Here is a 19,845-nt window from a genome sequence, read left to right as displayed (position 1 = left end):
CGCTTTTAAGGAGAAAATTCTACCATGATTCTGCATTATCAGAAAAAACGAGCAGGAAACGAAAAGAAATTGAATTGATTGACGGTTGTCATTCTGTTGATGTGCTAATTGACCACTTTGAGTCCCCACAATATAGTAAACGGTAACCATTATTGCGACTTGATGTTGTAACTTACGTCGACAACGGTGTTCATAGTTCAGTCATTTATAACGTCGTTGTGTGATGCATACCATGCTGTGGCTTGGAAAATTATGTCTCAAGAACAAATGTTGGTATTGGAAGCTAAAATTAACGAATTGATTGGGCGAGTCGAGCAGCTTCAGTTGGACAAGCAAAATCTATTAGAGCGTGAAGAAAAATGGCACCAAGAGCGTGGCCGATTGGTTGAGAAGAACGAATTGGCTAAGTCTCGTGTAGAAGCAATGATCAGCCGCTTAAGAAGTCTTGAGTCAGAGGCATGATATTGTGAACTTAAATCTATGATCTTACTATTATGACCACCACTGTTACTGTCAACATCTTGGGTAAAGACTTCCAAGTGGCCTGTTCAGAAGAGGAGCGGGACGATCTTTTGCGTGCCGCGCATCAACTAGATCATCGTATGCGGAAAATTCGCAATGCTGGCACTGTGATTGGTATGGAGCGGATTGCCGTGATGGCAGCGTTAAATTTGAGCCATGATCTATTGCAGGCGCATCAAGAACAGAGCCAAATGGACGACCAGATGCTAAAACGCATGTCGGATAAAATTGATGATGCACTTTCTCGTTTGGAGTAAGTGCTTGTTTATTTACTGAACGTGTCGGCTGTCACCACTTCTACGTTACGCTTTTCCTTTCTTTTTTATTTTCGCTTTTTATTTTTATAAATTTTGTTTGATTACTGTTCGATCACTTGCTTCTTTTTCTGCAAAATCCTATCTGTTGTATCTTTTCTCCTTATTCTAAAAATGCGAATGAAGGCATTATCGATTTTTTATAGCGGTTTTTTTTAACTAGGGAATCAAGTCTGTGTTTAATTGTAAAAATACTATATGTGGCACTGTATTTGGTTGTCGCTTGACAGTTGTCTATCGCAAAATGGAGAGAAGTACAATATTTTTAGCAACGCCGTGTTGGGGTATACTGTTGCCATCCTGAGGCGTTTGCCAGTTGACAAGTCCTCGAGCCGATAATGTATACCCCGGAAGTGACTCGCAAATGTTGGTGTGCAGGTCCGCGAGACGGAAAGCCTAATGCATTTCAGCCACCTCCCCTTGAACCCTACGGTTCAAGGCCAAGTTGACAGCGGCGTCGCCGGGATACCTTATCCGTATTTTTGTGCAGGTGCGCACATTCTTCCTTTTTCTACTTTGCTCATATTCTTTTCACGATTGTTTTGAGTAACTCATTGTTCATTTTTTTCTTCATAGCTGTGTTCTTGCATTAATAGGCCGATGATGGCTTCTTGACTTAAAATCACTTTCAGGTTGATAAATTGCCTTTATGCAAGGTCAGTTATCCATCCATAACAGGCCATAGCGGTGATACTGAATGAAAGAGAAAAATGAAATCCGACGACAAATGCGAGCTGCGCGTCGTGCTTTAACGCCTGAACAGCAAGATCAGGCTGCATTTGGTGTCATGTCGCAATTGTCTACTCAATCTTGTTTTTTATTTAGCCAACACATTGGTTTTTATTGGGCGAGCGATGGAGAGGTGGATTTAACCTACGCTATGGATTTTGCTCAGCGTCTTGGGAAGCGTTGCTATTTGCCTGTAATTGGTGATGGAACGAAGCGGGTATCACCTCGTATGCAATTCTATGAATATCGTCAAGGTATGCCTTTGCGCCCCAATCGATTTGGAATATTAGAGCCTGATCGCCGCTTCAGTCGTCGAATTCCGGTGTGGTGTTTAAATATGGTGCTGATGCCGTTGGTCTCCTTTGACCATTTTGGAGGACGGTTGGGAATGGGAGGCGGCTTTTATGATCGGGCGTTTGCGTATAGGAAAAGTAAAACAAATACTTATTTGTCGCCTTTTTCAACACCCGCTTTAATTGGTGTTGCGCATTCTTGCCAGGCCTCTACGAGGTTGCCGTCTGATGACTGGGATGTGGCGATGGAGGGGATTGTGACAGAGTCGTTCGCTGCACTTTGTAATAATGTTTTGTAATAAAATTGTGTAAGTAAGGGGAGTAATAAAGTAGGAAATAAAAAAGCCAACAGAATCATTGGCTTTTGAATGGCACTGTTTGAATAGATGATTAAGACGACAAGCGGCATTGTAATGATTTCTTGTCGCGATAATCACGTCGCCTTAATAATATTTCTACTTTAATGCCAGTTAAGGTTTAAAGTTCAATTTGTACTCGATAGCAAAGATTACATTACCACCGGATTTTTAGTGATAGCGGTAAGCTTGTTATCGCTAAGACAGACCACTATGACAAACTGTCTATGTTTCTCTTAACTGAGTTTCTCTTAACTGAGTTTCTCTTAACTGAGTTTCTCTTAACTTATTTATTGTTACCTCGGCCAGCATAGTTTCCGTGAAAACATGCTTATGGCTTTTTATTGAGGTCTACCATGACCGATTAATAGCTTCACTGCCAAGCAATGCCTTGTTGTAGCTGTGCTGGAGGCGTATCTCCTTCGTTGTGAAAGACGCTTTTAACACCAACGCTGCTGACAAGTACACCAACAAAAAACACAATTGCAGCCAAGGTAAGTACATCATTTTTCATATGAATGTCCTTACGGTTATCTCACATTGTAATGGTTGTGGTAATCGGTGAGAGCAAGCTTTATACCTAATTTGTTTTCGTCCGCCAAGAAGTTGACATGACAAATCGCAGAATTGTCATCTTTGCGATAAGACAGCATTGCTGCAACTGGCGGGCCTTCCTTTTGTGATCACCTTCACATTGAGAGTAAGTGGTAGCTTACCTCTAAAACCTTGTATATGAGAATGCTTTAAGATCGATAGCAAATCATTCTAATGGAAAGGTGGCAAACTTTCGTCGTCTTGTCTACGTGCATTATATTGGCTCAATTTGATCATCTTCTCACTAAGGTGGCGCATTTGTTCCTTGATTCTCTCGGTGAGTGAGGAGGGGGGGGGGAGGGTGTGGATAACTTAGTGATGGGCTGAAATGGTATTGACAAGCCCAGTGGGCATAGCAGGGACATCCATGTATTTCAATAGATCAATCAAGTGCATAGGCTTAGCATAATAAAAGCCTTGTAAGCCATCGAAGTTGAGTTGGCGCATCAATTGAACTTGCGCGGGGGTTTCGATTCCTTCAACGATTACCTTCATGCCCAAGGCCTTACAAAGCCCGAGCGTATGTTGGAGTAAGATTTGTCCGCGAATATCTCTTCCCGATTTGGGGAGCAGTGACCGGTCTATTTTAACGATATGGTAGTCAAAAGATTTGATGGATTGTAACTGAGTGTAACCCGCACCAAAATCGTCAATTGCAATTTTAAACCCAGCAAGAATAAAGCGCGCGAGTTGTTTTCGGCAGTCATGATGAAGGATGGCTGCTTCGCGGACTTCGAGTACCACTTGATTGCTCTCAATTTCGATATCGTCAATGGTGTCTTTGCAGAATTTAAAAAAATCAGGTTTATGCAGTTGTTCTGGTGAGACATTAATGTGAACGGGTAAATCTTTGTACCCTTTCGCTTCAAGAATACTGCGTGCAATGCAAGCCTCACGAAAGACGTGCTGCCCAATGGCGTCTATCAAATGTGCCTCTTCGGCTACAGGAATAAAGCGATCTGGTGCGATAATTTCTTCACCATTCCCTCGCCAGCGGCACAGGGCCTCAATACCTATCACATGTTCTTCGTCGTCCACAATTGGTTGTAAGTAGGTGGTGAACTCTTTATCAACTAATCCTCGTCGTATCGATTCTTCTAAATATTGTCTGATCGAAATATCACTGCGTAAATCATCGTTGTAAAAGCAGATGTTTTCTTGTTGATAACTTTTGGCATGATACATCGCAGTATCAGCGTGTTTTAGTAAATCTTGAGTACTGGAAAGGCGATCAGAAGTTGCAATACCGATACTGGCGGTGACGGTCAGCCGGGTTGCACTGGTTTCGAATTCAAGGTCAAACAGGGCGGTGAGTTTATCAACGAGCGTTTTGGTGTGGTTAGGGTTATTGACGACGATCACGAATTCATCACCCCCAATACGATAAAGGTAATCCTTTTCACGAATATTTTGTGAAACCCTTTGAGCAATTTCAATCAATACCTCGTCGCCTACATGATGGCCGTACCGATCATTGATTAATTTAAATTTATTCACATCAATAAAAATAACCGTTATTTCTTGATGTGAATTCTGGTCTAGAAACTGCGTTAATCCATGCCGGTTCATCACCCCCGTAAGCGGATCTGTATAAGCGAGGTAATGTAATTGGCGATGGGCTTCTTTTAGAGAGGAGATGTCAGTAAAGATGGCCGCGTAATAATAGTCATCATTTTTTTTATCAAGCTCGGAGAACGAATAAGTGCAGCAAAAGTGATTGCCACTGCTGTTTTGCAGGGTGACTTCCTTACGACAAGACGAGGTCGATTGTAATAGTTCTGAAAACGAAATATCGGAAGCTCGTTGGTGGGTTAGGGTGGCGGCCAGAGGTTGCCCAATTAATGCGTTGGCTGGATACCCCAGTAAATTTGAAAATACGTTGTTTGTGCAGGTAATTGTGCCTTGTTTGTCGGTAATAACGATGCCATCTGAGGCGATATTTAAAATACCGTGAAGTAGCGTATTTTCAGAAAATTCCGTGCCTTTGCTTTGGATATCCACCACTGCATTGATGTAAATCGTTCCATGCCGTTTTTGAATGCCCTTTAATAGAACATGCCTGCCAGGTTGATTTTTAAATGGTGCGATAGTGCAGTCAAAGGGGATGCTTTGGTCGAGCTTCTTTCGCAGTGTATGTTCAGGTTGGGAACAGAGCTGGTAAAAGGTATTGGGAGTGATTTGCGTCGATTCACCTTTCTTTTCAATAAAGCTTTCTATGCCATGAAACTTGAAAAAATTTGTGTTGGTTGGGCCGGGCGTTTTTATGGTATCGATCAGTTTTTGTAATTGATATTCTGTTTGTCTGCTTTTTTGCTCAATAGCATGTCGTAGAAAAGCAATGTCGACAGTAAATAAGAAGTCCTTTTCTGAGATGGGCTTAAAGATGATGCCATAGGGTGCCGCAATTTTTTCTCGCTCATTTTCTCTGTGTTCATCCTGCTTTGCCATGAACACAATAGGAATATTAGTACACTTGCTTATTACCTTTGCGACGCGTATTCCTCGTTCATCAGAATTGAGTTCTACGTCTATCAATACCATATCCAGCGCGTTGTAGTGGATTTGACGGACAGCATCTTCATCATCATTTGCGGTCGCAGACAACTCACCGCCAAATTTTTGTATGATGGCGCCAATTTTTTTTCCGCAATCTCTGTTAGTGTCAACTACCAAAAATCGCTTATTGTTTAAAATGTTTGTATTTGGCATAGCATCCATAGGGCGAACTCTTTAATCAAAGTATGAATAATCATATTCAATTTCACGGGTGAAATTCTTTGATGCGCATGGTTTGGTCTTAGCCTGTGAATCGGTAATCTATAATTTTATGAGTATTCACGACACTATGAGTACCCATGACTCTATTTATGCCCATGATGATAACCTGGGTAATGTATAGCAATTAAATAATTTCTGATAAACTGATATTTTTTTTTGATGAAAAATCAAAGGGTGGAGCGTGTGGCTTATAGTGAGTATAGATACTTTAATCTTTCATTTGTATCACTCTTTTTAAGAGTTAAGAAATTACGTTGTACTCCATCTAAACCTGTTTTTCTATAACGCTAAATAGGCATAAAAATTAAGGTTGATTGAGAATTTAGCAAGTGAAACATAACTTGTGTACCAAAGAAATCCATTTTCTACTAAAGTCGATAGCGACCAAAGTCTAACGTCGGGATGGATGATTCCTTGTCATCATTTCTACGATGATGGGTGTATGGCTTGTAGCAATGACCGTAAGAGTGGCAATGGAGTAGAATAAAGTGAATAGAGTCATAAGACTCTATTCGTAAGGTAAATTAAGATAAAAACAGTTGGTAGGCTGGATTATTGGTTTCATCCCAATAACGGTAACTGTCTAAGGCTTCTAAAAACGCAATCACCTCGGTAATCTCACCCGTTGGAATCTGCATACCCAGTAAGATTCTCGCCTGAGCGCTGCCATGATTGCGATAGTGAAACATAGAGATATTCCAACGATTACCCATGTGGTTTAAAAATTTTATTAATGCACCAGGGCGCTCGGGAAATTCAAATCGAAAAAGATGCTCTTTGACGGTAGTCGCTGTTTCGGCAGTATAGGGTAGTCGTCCACCCACCATGTGGCGAATGTGCAGTTTTGCCATTTCATTTTCGGTTAAGTCTACGGCGTTATAGCCTTTCTCTTTGAGTTCCCCCATCAATTGGGCACGATCATTACCGTGTGCGGAAACCTGAATCCCCACAAAAATATGTGCAGGTCCTTCACCGGCATAGCGATAGTTAAATTCGGTAATGTTTCGTTTGCCGAGATCTTGGCAGAAACGCATGTAACTGCCCGGCTCTTCCGGGATAGTAACAGCAATAATGGCCTCGCGTTTTTCACCAATTTCGGTGCGCTCAGAAATATAACGCAGGCGATCAAAATTGGTATTGGCACCGCTGTCGATGGCGATCAGTGTTTGCCCTTTCAGCTTGTGTTCTTGTACGTATTTTTTCAGACCAGCTAAAGCAATGGCGCCTGCGGGCTCAGCAATAGAGCGAGTGTCTTCAAAGATATCTTTAATGGCGGCGCAAATCTCATCCGTGTTCGCTGTGATGACACCATCGATGGTTTCACGTAATACTCGAAATGTTTCGTCCCCAATTTGGGCTACCGCAACCCCATCGGCAAAGATGCCGACCTCTTTGAGCTTTTTCGGGCAATCGTGCTCAAGTGCATATTTTAAACAGGCCGCATCTTCGGGCTCGACGGCGAAAATTTTAATGTCTGGTCGCACGTATTTTATGTAAGCACTTACTCCCGCAGCAAGTCCGCCACCACCTACAGGGACAAAAATAGCGTCAATGTGTTGTGGGTGTTGTCGCAGAATTTCCATCGCGACAGTGCCTTGCCCAGCAATCACATCGGGGTCGTCGTAAGGGTGAATAAAGGTAAGGTTATGCTCTTTTTCCAATTGCTTGGCATGAGCGGCGGCTTCGTCAAAGGCGTCGCCAACTAATACTACGTTGGCACCACGAGCACGTACGGCATCCACTTTAATAGCCGGTGTGGTTTGTGGCATCACGATGGTGGCTTGAATGCCCAGGTGTTTCGCACTTAAGGCCAGCCCTTGAGCATGGTTACCCGCAGAGGCGGCAATTACTCCACGCTCAAGTGCTTCTTTTGGCAGTTGCAGTAATTTATTGTAGGCACCGCGAATTTTGAATGAAAACACCGGTTGTAGGTCTTCCCGTTTCAGATAAATGGAGTTACTGAATCGTTCGGAAAGCAGTTGTGTGTTGTCTAGTGGGGTTTCGACCGCAAGGTCGTAGATGCGGGCGTCTAAGATGCGTTTTATGTAAGAGTCGGGCATGTTCAGGCAACTTCTGGTTTTGGAGCAATCATACTACTGTAAGCCCAACAGGAAGTCATTTCGCACTTATCTGCCTAGTTTTGATTTATTTAAAAAGTACGTACATTAACGTTTACGACTTTAATATCTGCTTTTTTGAAACGCTATGCACTTTGATATTCCAAGCACGTTAAAACGTTATGGCTTCCAAAGCATAGGATTTAAATAGAAAAGCTCTATTTGTCATTATAGGCCGTTATAATGCAAACCTCTTGTTAGAGGTGATATGGATTTCTATTATTCCTATATCAAGAAAATTGCTCCTAATAATAGACATGGTAGTTAATAGACATGGTAGTTAATAGACCTAGTAGTTAATAGGCATAGCAGTAAGGAGCATTGAATTTATTATCGACGCATTTGATCGACTTGGAGAAATCATGTCAGACCTGTCCCCGCAAGATCGCTTGAAATTGGCCGTAGCTCAGGCCGCCATCGATTACATTAAGCCAAAGTTAGAGCCAGATACCATTGTGGGTATCGGCACTGGCTCAACTGCAGCGTTTTTTATCGATTTATTGGCTCCTTTAAAAGGGTTATTTGATGGCACTGTTGCCAGTTCTGAGGCTTCAGCCGAGCAGTTGAAAGGTCATGGTATCAGTGTGTATGACCTGAATGCGGTGGATAATGTTGCGGTGTATGTGGATGGGGCTGATGAAACCAATGCTCAGTTGGAATTAATTAAGGGCGGTGGTGCGGCATTAACCCGTGAAAAAATCATTACGGCTGTGGCAGATGAATTTGTCTGCATTGCGGATGAGAGTAAATGGGTTGATACATTGGGTGCGTTTCCTCTTCCTGTGGAAGTGATCCCAATGGCTCGTGCCCACGTTGCCCGTGAGTTGGTGAAGCTTGGCGGAGACCCAGTTTATCGTGATGGGGTTGTGACGGATAACGGCAATCATATTTTGGATGTCCATGGTTTGCATATCCACAACCCCAAAAGTTTGGAACGTGCCATTAATGGCATTGTGGGTGTTGTCACCAATGGCTTATTCGCTGACCGCCCGGCGGATGTCTTGCTGTTAGGCACTGAAAACGGCGTAAAAACCTTTACTGCCCGTGCTTAAAGGCGGCCTCTAACACAGCCAATGCTCTTTTGCGTGCTTGGCTGTAATCAATGATGGGGTCTGGGTAACCCAGTTGGCGGCATTGCTCCAGGGAGGGTTTGTGTATTTGTTTCGCCGGGAGGGATTGTAGTTCTGGCACAAAACGGCGCACGTATTCCCCTTCTGGGTCAAAGCGTTCGGCTTGCCGGTAGGGGTTGAAGATCCGAAAATACGGGGCGGCGTCCGCTCCGACCGATGCTGACCATTGCCAACCGCCATTGTTACTGGCGAAATCCCCATCGATCAAATGCTGCATAAAAAACGCCTCACCTTTGTGCCAGTCTACTAAGGTGAGTTTGGCAAGAAAGGCGGCGGTAATCATGCGAACGCGATTGTGCATCCAGCCCGTCTGTTTTAACTGACGCATACCGGCATCCACAATAGGAAAGCCAGTATTACCTTCGCACCATGCTTGAAAAGCCTTCTCGTTATCGTCCCAACGGACATTATCACCCGCCGGGCGAAAGCATTTTCCCCAACTTATTTTGGGGTGGGCCGCCATAATGTGTCGATAAAATTCTCGCCAAATCAGTTCTGTAACCCAGGTGCAGTCTAACCACTCGTCTAATAATGTGGTATTTGAGCCAGGTTGTTTGGCTGCGCTTTTTTCGGCAGCCGCCAGGCATTCTCGAATCCCCAGAGCACCAATCGTCAAATAAGGAGACAGTGTGCTGGTGCCGGGGAGTGAGGGCATATCACGATCTTCGCCGTATCGTTCGAGTCGCTTTTGGGCAAACGCGGTCAGTTTGCGGTGAATAGCCTGGCTATTGGCGGGCCAGAGGTCGTCTCGATACGACTGTCGATATGACTCATCATGTGACTTTTCATGAGACCTTCCTTGCGATTCTTTCAGTGGCTCTCCAAAAGGAGGGATATCATCGTGGGGAATGTTATTGAGAAGAATATCTGACTTTTGTCGCTTGGGTTTGGGGTACGGTGATAAACCGTGTTTGCTGAAACCTTGTCGGAAAAGCTGCCGCCAGCGCCGGGCAAATGGCGTGAAGACTTGAAACATCTCGTTTTGGCCAGTAAGCACACTGCCGGGTGGAAAAATCACATCACCGTGAAAGCGATGTACGGATAACCCTTCAGCAACAAAGTGTTTTTCAACAGCCCTATCCCTGCGAGACTCATTCAGTGGGTATTCGTTATTAAACCAAAGCCCAGAGATGCTCAACGATTTTCCCAATTCCAATAGCGCTTGTGGGATATGGGAATACTGTTTTGCCTCAATCACTTTCAATGGGATACCAAGCGAACCTAATTCCTCTTGAAGTACCTTCAATCGTTGATAGATCAACGACAGTTTGGTGTGACTGTCATGGTGACTTTCCCATTGCTTATGGGTAATCACAAACACGGCAATGACATGGCCTTGTTGAGAGGCTTCGTACAGTGCGGGGTTGTCTTGGGTGCGTAAGTCATTGCGCAACCAAACAAGGTGTTGTTGAGCGTGTTGCTCAAGAATTTGGCGTTCAGTCATAGAGGGGCGAAGTAGATTAAATCTGGTTACGTAACCCAAGTTCGAGTGGGTAGGGGTCTAAGTAGGCTTGATGACGAATGTAATCATTACCGTATCGATTCACATAGTGTTTCAGCATTGTCACTGGCACGGCAAGGTGCACACTACCGAGACGGTATTGATCAATCACATCAATAAGGTCGTGGCGAATTTCGCTTTCTACCGTACGTTTTAAATACCCCAGAATGTGATAAAGGGTATTACAGTGATTTTTACGAGAGGCGGGTTTTTGCATTGCCGTCATAAACTGATGGATATAATCGTCAGCGACGTCTTCTACCGGGCGCTTTTCATGGTTTGCCACCAATTGCCCTAAAGAGCGGTATGCCTTCTGAGATTGTGCCATTAAGGTGTATTTATAGCGGCTATGAAAGTCCACCAAGGTTTTTGCAGATAGTTGATTCTCGACTTCGTGCTTCCAGTGGTACAACGCAAACACGCGCAAAATGAAGTTTTCCCGTAAAGGAGGATCATTTAAGCGCCCCTCTTCTTCTACGGGTAAAAGAGGGTTGTTTTTCATTACATGATGCGCAAAGACACCGGTGCCCGGTTCTTGTTGCGGGTAGCCATAGCTGTTACTGGTTTTGTCATCGTTGTACACCTTTACTTTAAAGGCTCCACAACTGGGGGAGTTTTTAATAAAAATATACCCGCATAAATCGCTGAGTTTTTTCGAGGTATCTTCGCTGTAAGCGTAAATTTTATCGGTGACGTCCAATGAGTCGTCTTCACTGCCGACTACTCTTGGGCGCTGTGGGTCACCGACCAGACGAATAGTGGGCCGAGGAATACCCAACCCAATCGCGACTTCTGGACAATAGGGCCGATAATCGAACACATCACTGAGTACATCCGTGCAGTAGCGTGAACGCTTATGGCCACCGTTGTAGCGAACTTCTTGGCCCAAAACGCAGGCACTGATGCCGACAGGGATTTTAGGTTCTAGTGTCATTATGAAATCGACTCCTCAAGTGTGTCGACAATACCAATATTTATCATAGCCTACGGATACGCAAGGGGAGGAAGAGGTGGATCAGTGCTTTCTTCTTTATTAGAAGCGCTTTTATAGAGGCTCTTTGTAGAAGGCACTCTGCATGAGGGGTGTGACACTTTGACTCATATAAGGAAAAAACCGATAGCGATACAATTAATATTAATTAAAACATTTTTCTTACTTGAGTATTGTTTATGAGCAATCAATTGTCTGTATCCCTTTTTTTGGCTTCTATGTCTTTTATTTTTCCTTTGGGAGTACAGGCATCTGACAGTGAACAGGCGACGGTTGAGATAAATGAAGAAGGAATTCGTCAAAATAATATTCACTTAGCCCACTCAGGTATATCGGAACTTGAAACCGTGATTGTGACCGCGACGCGTGAAGAAAAGCGTAAAATGGATATCCCAGAATCTGTTCAGGCGTTTAATGAATCGGATATACAAGCCGTATCCCCTTCGCACCCGAGTGAAATTTTAAATCGTGCCGCTGGTGTGCATGTGAATAATTTAGGAGGGGAAGGGCACATGACGGCAATTCGGCAACCCATTACCACCAGAGGGGTATATTTATATCTTGAAGACGGTGTTCCTGTGCGCCCCACGGGTTTTTTTAATCATAATGCTTTATATGAAGTGAATATTCCTCAAAGTGGGCAATTGGAAGTGACGAAAGGGCCTGGTTCCGCTTTATATGGCAGTGATGCCATTGGTGGAATTATTAACTCTGTGAGTAAAAAGCCACCACAGCAGACGGAAACGAAAGTTAATCTTGAGGCAGGCAGTTACGGTTGGCAACGAGGGTTATTGTCGGTAGGCACCACTCAAGATATCGGCGCACTCACACACGGTATCCATGTTAATTTCAATACCACAGACAACGATGGTTTTCGTGATCACGCTGAATACACAAGGGAATCTCTCACAGGGCGTTGGGATGTCAGTGGGAATGAGGGCTTTCGGGTAAAAAGTTTATTTTCTTACACCGAGGTGGATCAAAGCGGTATTTCCAGTTTAGAAGAAGAGGATTATCGAGAGAATACAGAACGAAATGGGTTCCAAGGGGATAGCGCATTTCGAGAAGTAAAAGCATTAAGACTCTCTTCAGAGTTTTCATGGAAAAATTCAGAAAATACATTATTCACGTTGACGCCTTATTATCGTAATAATGAACTCTCTATGTCGCCATCATGGATGGTGAATTATGACCCTAATGAAAGGAAAAATACGTTTCAGTCTTATGGGATGTTAGGGAAGTATCGTATCGATAGCCATGAACACCTCCAATGGATTATGGGTGTAGATGTTGACTATACGCCCTCTGAGTATGAAGAATTCGCGGTGAGTTACGAAACGGATGGCACGGTTTTTAGTGGGTTCTCCCGTTTAGATCATAAAAATTATGATTACACTGCCAAGCAAACGTCTTTATCCCCCTACCTTCAAATTGAAGCAGAATTAACAGAGCAGCTTATTTTACAAGCGGGTATTCGATACGATCATTTTCGCATTGAGTATCAAAACAACGTAGACGAAACGGTGCCTAATCGAATTTTTATCCCTCAGTTAGGCCGGCCAGTAACGCATTTTCGCCCACAGGATGAAACGGCTTCCTTTGATGCAATTAGTCCTAAATTAGGATTGGTGTATCAATGGCTGAATGAGCACTCTGTTTATGCAAATTATCGAGAAGCCTTTTCTATTCCTTCGGTTGGAACATTATTCCGTTCAGGCACCACGAATAATTCCAATGAGCTGGAACCTATTTCTGCGAAAAGCTATGAAGTGGGAATGAGAGGGGCATTAACACAAAAATGGTTTTATGAATTAGCTCTTTATCGTATGGATATTTCCGATGATTTAATCAGTGTTGTGAATGGCTTTGAAAGAAATCGATTTAATGCCGGAGAAACACGTCATGAGGGTATTGAAGTTTTATTGAAAGGCAATATTACAGAATCTCTTGCATTGGCTGTGGCGTTTACCAAAACCCGTCAAATATACCGTGATTTTTCTTATGTCTGTTGTTTCCCACCACAAAATATTACCGTCAGTGGCAATGATGTTGGTAAAGCGCCAGAAACAATAGGGAATGTTTCATTGGCGTATCACCCCAAAGCATTACCGGGGGTGCGGGTAGAGTTGGAGTGGGAGCATTTGGGGGAATACTACACAGATGAAACCAATACACAGAAATATGGTGGGCATGGGCTTTATAACGTTAGAGCAAAATATGCCTTAAATGATCGATTTGAAATCTATGGGCGGGTGCAAAATTTAACCGACAAATTGTATTCCACCTACACCTCTAATCAAGTAGGTGACCCAGACATCAGTTATCGTCCCGGTATGCCTCGCGCCGTTTTTGGTGGTTTTCGCTACACTTTTTGATTTAACAGCTTTTCAACACCCTTGCACTCTCATGCAGAGAATAATAGATAATACAGATAATAATGGTATTCATAGATGAGTAATCTGACGGCATTCATTGCAATTAAAGAAGCTTTAACATTAAAAAAATCAACGACAATTCGAACGGCTTTTAATGTTCATCGTATGTTGGTTTGGGTTTCGCTTTTATCATTAGTGATGTTTGTGCTTTCTGCGTTGGCTCACCCTCTCATGGTTTGGACCGGGCCACAGGCAAAAAAAGCCTTTCCGCCTAAAATTCTAGAAGCGCAAGCTTCTGGGGTGCAAGGGCATGAATTGACATCTCGTCATTTGCAAAAGGTGAGCACGATACTTTCTCAAGCGGTCATAGAAGATTCAACTCTCGCATCAGACATACCGTTAACCTCTTTAATACAAGCTAAAGTATTACCTTCCCACGACAGGGTCGTACTGCAATTGACAACGGAGCATAACCACCCTCGCCATTATTTTTCACTCGATAGCACTGATGAAAAAAAAGCGTTTCATACAAATACATTACCTCCCAATTACGACGAATATCATGCGCAATGGCTAGCACGATATTATACGCAAGAGCAAAGTCCAATAAAAAACGTTACCTTTATCAACGAGTTTACGCCAGATTATCCGTGGGTGAATCGATTATTGCCCGTCTATAAGGTGGAGTTTGAACGTGCTGATCAATTAACGGTTTACGTTCATACCGAAACCAATGCCTTGGCCGCCATTAATAATCGTTGGAAAACCGCCTTACAAACTTTTTTTAGAGTTTTTCATACTTGGAGTTGGTTAGATGAATTGCCATTGTTGCGAGTAGGTATTATCACCATTCTGCTGTTGAGCTTATTGGCGGCTTGTATAAGCGGAATAGTAATGATGATCACTATAAAACGTAAAGTCTACAAGGATGCCTTTCAGCGTTATCATCGTAAAATGGCTTGGTATGTATGCCTTCCCCTCTTGGGTTTTTTGGGGAGTGCGCTGTTTCATTTACTGCAAATGGAATACGCAGAACCGCCAGCTGGCCTTCGCTTAAATCAACCCGTTGGGTGGACGGCATTGTCGCCTGACTCTATTAATACAAATGCTCAACTTGAGCCTGTTATAGAAAATGCACTTTTAGCATCCAAACGCTTAAATAATATTTCGCTGGTGGCTTATGATTCGCGCTGGTTGTTACGAGTCAGTATCGCGCCCGATAACCCCGAAACAAATTTGAGTGATCATCAAAGACGGCAGCAACGATTTGAGGGAAAGAGCTTAGAGCAGAGTGCGATATTTTTTGATTATTTAACCGGTGAAAATGTTGCTGTTACCGACAAAGAGATTGTTGAAGATAAAGCCAGACGTTACCTTGAGTTGTCACCAACAGACGAAGTCGCCCTGAGTTTGGTGACGCGGTTTGGCCCAGATTATGATTTCAGAAATAAACGGTTACCCGTTTGGCGGGCGGAAGTTCTAGGTAGCCACGTTGGTGAAAAATTATTTATTGATCCTGCAACGGGCATTTTGGTTGAGCACATGCAAGCGCAAGGGTTTCAAAAAAGTGAGCGTTGGAGTTTTTCATATCTTCATAAATGGAATATGTTAAAACCGTTATTAGGCCGAGAGGGAAGAGATTTGTCTATTGTTGGTTTTCTCTTGATGTTGATGTTTTTTGGCTTTGCAGGGTATCGATTAAAGCGTGCTAGAGTAAAAAATGACCAGGCATGTACAAGGGTGGGTCAATAAACAGGTTGATTGCAGGTTGATCATAGTTAGATATTCATTGAAGACAGATTGGAGATTAATTAATCGAATATTGAGAGAAATAACCAATTTTTATTCCAGGGCGCGATCGTAGTATTTTTTCTTCTAAAGAATATATATCCCTTTATGACCATTTTTTGGTCTCTATGTCGCCTTTAATCTACTCCCTCTGCACTCCTTATGCATTCTGAGGGGGTAATTAAAACCCAAATTTAACCCTCCGCCATTAACCAAATTAAATTTGATTTCGTTCTCACAGAAAAAATTATCTTCAAAAAAACGAGTTTTTTTTGAGGTAAATTTTCATACGCACGTTTCATATGCAAACAAACTAAATACAAAAACAGTGAATGAATAGTCATTCACCAATAAAGCGAAAAAATAATCACATCGATGATGTCATTTTTCATCGATTGTGTTTTAAACAAAAAGTAAAGATATGTGAATATTTGGGTTTAGGGTTTGATGTTAGGAGCATGACTAAAAGGATTTATTTAAATACTCCGCAGTAAATCGTACAAAAAGAAAGCGTTCCATAGGTTTTTCTTTTTGTGTCTCACCAGTAGCCACTTGTCCACTTTGAAAATAAAGTTATCCGATCTGACGACGGATGATGCAATGTAAAATCGAATTACCACCGTAGTAATTCGTTACTCGTATGTAACCGAGGTATTACTCATGATGAAACACAACAGCAAACTTTTGCCGCTTGTTAGTGCCTGCCTTATGGGCATGGCAACGTTAGCAAACGCACAAGAAACCCCAAAATACGCTGATTTATTTTCAGATGCTGAAGAATACAGGAATAGTGATCCACTCTACTTTATGCAGTGGCACCTAGAAAATACAGGCCAAAGTGCAGAAGCCGATAATGGTGGCGATGAGGGTAACGACGTCAACACCTTTGGCGCTCACTTTACTTATCGTGTACTTGGGGAATCAGTAAACGTTGCCGTTGTGGATTCTGGACTTGCTATTAATCATGAAGATTTTGAGGGTAATATCTTACCGGGTCGCTCACGTAACTACGTTGATGGCGCTTCCGACCCAACGGACCCTACGCCTCCAAGTTCTGAAGAAGGTGGTGACCATGGCACCTCTGTAGCAGGGTTAATTGCCGCTCGTGGATTTAACGAGAAAGGCGGACGCGGTGTTGCCCCTCTTGCCAAACTAATGGGGTTTAACTGGTTAGAAAACCAAAGTTCTGAAGGCTGGTTAGAGACTCATGGTGGTGAAGGTGTTACCGATGATGCCCTCGTTATTAATCAAAGCTACGGCTTCTCACCCATTTGGCCAGTGAATTTCGACAGTATCGATAACCTTACCGAAGAAAATCATCTTGCAGATGTTACTACTGACGCAAACAATGGCCGAGGCATAGTCTTTGTCAAATCCGCAGGTAATTCTTTCCGATATTTACGAAATGTTGCAAGCGTATTTAAGTTTGAAATTGAAGGTGCGAGTTCTGGCTCTCTACCTTGGTGGTGCAGCTGGGTTCCATCGAATCCTCAATGTCAAGCCAGCTCTACCTACGTGCCTGATTTTATCTTTTCAGCGGATTCACGCGACTCCAATAAAACTCAAGTAAATAGCTTACCTGCGCAAATTGCGGCGACAGAACCGTCTAATGCGAGCTTTTATCACACCACTATTTCTGCATTGAGCGCCGCAGAAAGTGAAGATGAAAATGGTAATAAAACGGGTGACTTAATTTCTTCTTATTCCACGGTGGGCTCTTCGGTTTGGATTTCTGCCCATGGCGGTGAGTTTGGCGATGCCAATCCGGCCATGGTCACCACCGACATTGAAGGTTGTGCTTCTGGCTATGCACGCAATGGGCAAGACACCGACTTTAATGATAGCTCCCACCCAGATAATCCAGATTGCAACTACACTTCAACATTCAATGGCACCTCATCAGCCGCACCCGTCGCGTCTGGTGTCTTTGCTTTGGTGTTCGATGCTAACCCTAATTTAACTTGGCGTGACGCAAAAGATATCTTGGCGAAAACGGCCACCAAAGTGGGTGAAAATTTCGAACCAATCACCGTTGAAACAGGCTCGGGTGAGTTCGTCGCTGAACCCGGTTGGTTAAAAAATGCAGCAGGGTATGATTTCCATAACTGGTATGGGTTTGGTCGTGCCGATGCAACCGCCGCAGTTGAAATGGCGTTGTCCGACGATTACCAACCACTCCCAGTACTACAAATCACTGATTTTGTGGAATTTACTGGCAGTGATGCGACGATTCCAGAAGGGCCAGAAGGTGTTTCACAATCCCTGACAATAACCGATGCCTTAACCGTAGAAGCTGTGCAAGTGAAGTTAAGTATTCGTCATGGTCGTGATGCGGATTTAGCCGTTGAGTTAATATCACCTGCTGGAACCAGTAGTATGGTAGTCACACCTCGCAGTATGTTGGTATTAGATCAAGGCACTCCAGTTGAGTCAGATCTTCAAGATGCATTAGAAACACAAACCGACTTCAACGACACTGTATTGTTAAGTAATGCTTTTTATGGTGAAGCCGCCCAAGGGAATTGGACCCTAAAAGTAACAGACACTAACTCTGGTGAGTTTGTGTTCTACGGCTATCGACGTGATGATACAGATGGCGATCCGTTCGAAGAAATACGCACTGCAAACAATACATCACTGGGTCAATTGGTTGATTGGTCTGTTCGTATCTACGGCCATTAATAAGGGGAATATCTCATGAAAAAATTAGTTTGTATGATGACCGCTTTGGTCGCATTCAATGTTGCAGCCCAAGACGCTCAAACACTGCGAGATCAAGAGTTGATTCGTGAACTAGAATCCACCGCTGAATTCAAACAGCTGGAGAATGAAGCCGCATCAGGTACTGAAGAGCGTCAATACAAAAAGACCCGTTTACTGAAAGTTAAATTGGCTGAAAAGGGTACCGCAAAAAGCATTGCCAAAGAGCTTGGGTTGAAACTCATTTCTGGTAAAAAGCGTAAAGTAGCTACCTTTAAAGTGCGAAAAGGCTTTAATGTGGATGCCGCTATTGCTCAGCTTGAATCGCACCCCGGTGTGAAAAAAGTAAAGCGTGAAGTCGTAGTAAACAAAAACACACCTAAATAAAAGGGGTGATGGTAAGAGTTTGGCGATAGATTGCCAAAATATACCCATAAAAAAACGCCGCTCTAGCGGCGTTTTTTTATTCTCTATATCTCTATACTTTTAACGACATGGCAATACAGGTTTGCAGTGTGTACGGTTACTCAGGAAAGGTCGATTTAACGATTTCTTTACTGGCAAATTGAGCGCGAGCTGTTAGTAAATTTTCGTAGGGGGTTAAGTCGTACAGCTCCCGGAAAATGACCCAGTCCACCATGCAAATTAAGGCAATTGTCGCCAAATTCCATTCGGTAAACGCACCGGCTTGAGCTTGTTGATTTAACCAGTGCAATGTGACAGGCACGCGCTCTAATTGCAGTTTGAATAATAAGGTTTCAGGGGTGGCGTCTAAACCGGAGCGCTGTGCCATCAGCAATATAATGAGGGAGTCGGTGACGGCATCCAGGGCGCTAATTAGGTTGTGTTCGTCCAGTGTGGTTTCTGGAAGTCCTTTTAATTTTCGAACGTATTCAGAAATCACATGTGAATCGAAAATTTCTTTATCGCCATCAGTCAGAAACGGCAGTTTACGCAGTGGACTGATGTCTGAAAATTCGGCACGAGTTGCGTCGTCGTAAACGTTCACCGCTTTAAACTCATACTCCATAGATTCCAGAAGCAGACGGATTCGGCGTACGTAAGGCGAGGGAAGTGAACCGTAAAGCGTGATAGACATGGAACCTCCAAAGAGTAATGTCTAAGCGATGATTGATCACAAGTTAAACCCGAGTACGATCAGTTTTAACTTGTGAGTGATGATTGTGTTTGTTGTGACTTTTGTGCTTAGGGGCACTGATAGGTTTTGAATTTTTGACGGCCTTCTAACGGTTTCGCAACCGGTACAATCACATTGGCGCCCATGACCGCAGCATCATTACGTGCTTGGGTGGTTAACTCGCTTTCGACTTTTTCAAGATTCCGCTTGTAAATGGAAACATTGTCGACACCAGACACCGTTAAGTCACCCATGGGCTTGCAGTTGGCCACACTGGTGGACACTCTAACATCCACACCTTTGCCGGCAGGGGTGAGTTTTACCCAAGAGCACGCACTGCAAATGGCGGTTACCCCAATGATCATTAATACTTTTGTTTTCATGATGATTCTACTCATTTGTTTTGCTGGTTATTTCTGACGGTCAGTGATGCCTTACAGACCGTTGTTTTTGATAATCGCTGTCCTTTTTAACAGAAATTGTGACCTATTTCTTGAGCGCAGTGCAAAAATGCAGTTC

15 protein-coding genes and 1 other RNA gene are annotated in these 19,845 nt (G+C 43.3%); 9 read left to right on the top strand and 7 right to left on the bottom strand.

Translation table 11 applies throughout. The features are described 5' to 3' along the window. Positions 1-252: 252 nt before the first annotated feature. The 4 genes from LU351_RS01710 to LU351_RS01695 all read left to right on the top strand — a co-directional run bounded on the left by LU351_RS01710 (position 253) and on the right by LU351_RS01695 (position 2,157). Complete coding sequence (locus LU351_RS01710; protein ID WP_232592276.1) at positions 253-462, top strand: TIGR02449 family protein; 210 nt, start codon at positions 253-255, stop codon at positions 460-462. Between the two features lie 32 nt (positions 463-494). Next, positions 495-779 carry a cell division protein ZapA gene (locus LU351_RS01705; RefSeq protein ID WP_232592275.1) on the top strand — a complete coding sequence of 95 codons (285 nt, stop codon included), beginning with the start codon at positions 495-497 and terminating at the stop codon, positions 777-779. A gap of 351 nt (positions 780-1,130) precedes the next feature. After that, positions 1,131-1,307: non-coding RNA, 6S RNA (gene ssrS / locus LU351_RS01700), on the top strand. Between the two features lie 226 nt (positions 1,308-1,533). After that, positions 1,534-2,157, top strand: coding sequence for a 5-formyltetrahydrofolate cyclo-ligase (locus tag LU351_RS01695; protein ID WP_232592274.1), 624 nt, complete (start codon positions 1,534-1,536; stop codon positions 2,155-2,157). 430 nt (positions 2,158-2,587) lie between these two features. On the opposite strand, the gene LU351_RS01690 is transcribed toward LU351_RS01695, so the two are convergent. The 3 genes from LU351_RS01690 to ilvA all read right to left on the bottom strand — a co-directional run bounded on the left by LU351_RS01690 (position 2,588) and on the right by ilvA (position 7,646). After that, positions 2,588-2,728: a hypothetical protein gene (locus LU351_RS01690; protein ID WP_232592273.1), complete on the bottom strand. Its 141-nt coding sequence runs from the start codon at positions 2,726-2,728 to the stop codon at positions 2,588-2,590. A gap of 392 nt (positions 2,729-3,120) precedes the next feature. After that, entirely contained in the window at positions 3,121-5,526 is a 2,406-nt protein-coding gene (locus LU351_RS01685) for a GGDEF/EAL-containing response regulator (RefSeq protein ID WP_232592272.1), read from the bottom strand. A gap of 584 nt (positions 5,527-6,110) precedes the next feature. Then, a complete protein-coding gene (gene ilvA, locus LU351_RS01680) occupies positions 6,111-7,646 on the bottom strand; it encodes a threonine ammonia-lyase, biosynthetic (RefSeq protein WP_232592271.1) in 1,536 nt (511 codons plus the stop codon). A 419-nt stretch (positions 7,647-8,065) separates the two neighbouring features. Between ilvA and rpiA the strand changes: the two genes are divergently transcribed. Then, positions 8,066-8,755, top strand: a complete 690-nt coding sequence (rpiA, locus tag LU351_RS01675) for a ribose-5-phosphate isomerase RpiA (RefSeq protein ID WP_232592270.1) — start codon at positions 8,066-8,068, stop codon at positions 8,753-8,755. Here rpiA and LU351_RS01670 read toward each other — a convergent pair. Both LU351_RS01670 and LU351_RS01665 read right to left on the bottom strand, forming a co-directional pair. Next, positions 8,739-10,277 carry a cryptochrome/photolyase family protein gene (locus LU351_RS01670; RefSeq protein ID WP_232592269.1) on the bottom strand — a complete coding sequence of 513 codons (1,539 nt, stop codon included), beginning with the start codon at positions 10,275-10,277 and terminating at the stop codon, positions 8,739-8,741. The two genes, rpiA and LU351_RS01670, sit on opposite strands and share 17 nt — an antisense overlap. Before the next feature lie 16 nt (positions 10,278-10,293). Then, entirely contained in the window at positions 10,294-11,268 is a 975-nt protein-coding gene (locus LU351_RS01665; protein ID WP_232592268.1) for a YbgA family protein, read from the bottom strand. Positions 11,269-11,504: 236 nt separating this feature from the next. On the opposite strand from LU351_RS01665, the gene LU351_RS01660 reads away from it, so the two are divergent. The 4 genes from LU351_RS01660 (at position 11,505) to LU351_RS01645 (ending at position 18,575) form a co-directional block, all read left to right on the top strand. Further along, on the top strand, positions 11,505-13,700 hold the full coding sequence (locus LU351_RS01660; protein WP_232592267.1) for a TonB-dependent receptor: 2,196 nt from the start codon (positions 11,505-11,507) through the stop codon (positions 13,698-13,700). A 75-nt stretch (positions 13,701-13,775) separates the two neighbouring features. After that, positions 13,776-15,452, top strand: coding sequence for a PepSY domain-containing protein (locus tag LU351_RS01655; RefSeq protein WP_232592266.1), 1,677 nt, complete (start codon positions 13,776-13,778; stop codon positions 15,450-15,452). A 696-nt stretch (positions 15,453-16,148) separates the two neighbouring features. Continuing rightward, entirely contained in the window at positions 16,149-18,170 is a 2,022-nt protein-coding gene (locus tag LU351_RS01650) for a S8 family serine peptidase (protein ID WP_232592265.1), read from the top strand. Positions 18,171-18,185: 15 nt separating this feature from the next. Then, entirely contained in the window at positions 18,186-18,575 is a 390-nt protein-coding gene (locus tag LU351_RS01645) for a S8 family serine peptidase (RefSeq protein WP_232592264.1), read from the top strand. A gap of 136 nt (positions 18,576-18,711) precedes the next feature. Here LU351_RS01645 and LU351_RS01640 read toward each other — a convergent pair whose 3' ends face one another. Both LU351_RS01640 and LU351_RS01635 read right to left on the bottom strand, forming a co-directional pair. Next, entirely contained in the window at positions 18,712-19,287 is a 576-nt protein-coding gene (locus LU351_RS01640) for a glutathione S-transferase family protein (RefSeq protein WP_232592263.1), read from the bottom strand. A 107-nt stretch (positions 19,288-19,394) separates the two neighbouring features. Beyond that, positions 19,395-19,709, bottom strand: coding sequence for a DUF4156 domain-containing protein (locus tag LU351_RS01635; protein WP_232592262.1), 315 nt, complete (start codon positions 19,707-19,709; stop codon positions 19,395-19,397). Between the last annotated feature and the right edge of the window lie 136 nt (positions 19,710-19,845).

Origin of the sequence: Marinibactrum halimedae (assembly GCF_021234875.1) — a bacterium.
GTDB lineage: Bacteria > Pseudomonadota > Gammaproteobacteria > Pseudomonadales > Cellvibrionaceae > Marinibactrum > Marinibactrum halimedae.
The sequence above is the reverse complement of the archived record's forward strand: the minus strand, read 5'-3'. Positions and strand labels throughout refer to the sequence as shown.

Coding starts and splice junctions, on each gene's coding strand:
- LU351_RS01640 (WP_232592263.1), bottom strand. CDS start 19,287: ATGTCTATCACGCTTTACGGTTCACTTCCCTCGCCTTACGTACGCCGA.
- LU351_RS01650 (WP_232592265.1), top strand. CDS start 16,149: ATGATGAAACACAACAGCAAACTTTTGCCGCTTGTTAGTGCCTGCCTT.
- LU351_RS01665 (WP_232592268.1), bottom strand. CDS start 11,268: ATGACACTAGAACCTAAAATCCCTGTCGGCATCAGTGCCTGCGTTTTG.
- LU351_RS01660 (WP_232592267.1), top strand. CDS start 11,505: ATGAGCAATCAATTGTCTGTATCCCTTTTTTTGGCTTCTATGTCTTTT.
- LU351_RS01645 (WP_232592264.1), top strand. CDS start 18,186: ATGAAAAAATTAGTTTGTATGATGACCGCTTTGGTCGCATTCAATGTT.
- LU351_RS01685 (WP_232592272.1), bottom strand. CDS start 5,526: ATGGATGCTATGCCAAATACAAACATTTTAAACAATAAGCGATTTTTG.
- LU351_RS01655 (WP_232592266.1), top strand. CDS start 13,776: ATGAGTAATCTGACGGCATTCATTGCAATTAAAGAAGCTTTAACATTA.
- LU351_RS01690 (WP_232592273.1), bottom strand. CDS start 2,728: ATGAAAAATGATGTACTTACCTTGGCTGCAATTGTGTTTTTTGTTGGT.
- LU351_RS01670 (WP_232592269.1), bottom strand. CDS start 10,277: ATGACTGAACGCCAAATTCTTGAGCAACACGCTCAACAACACCTTGTT.
- LU351_RS01635 (WP_232592262.1), bottom strand. CDS start 19,709: ATGAAAACAAAAGTATTAATGATCATTGGGGTAACCGCCATTTGCAGT.
- rpiA (WP_232592270.1), top strand. CDS start 8,066: ATGTCAGACCTGTCCCCGCAAGATCGCTTGAAATTGGCCGTAGCTCAG.
- LU351_RS01695 (WP_232592274.1), top strand. CDS start 1,534: ATGAAAGAGAAAAATGAAATCCGACGACAAATGCGAGCTGCGCGTCGT.
- LU351_RS01705 (WP_232592275.1), top strand. CDS start 495: ATGACCACCACTGTTACTGTCAACATCTTGGGTAAAGACTTCCAAGTG.
- LU351_RS01710 (WP_232592276.1), top strand. CDS start 253: ATGTCTCAAGAACAAATGTTGGTATTGGAAGCTAAAATTAACGAATTG.
- ilvA (WP_232592271.1), bottom strand. CDS start 7,646: ATGCCCGACTCTTACATAAAACGCATCTTAGACGCCCGCATCTACGAC.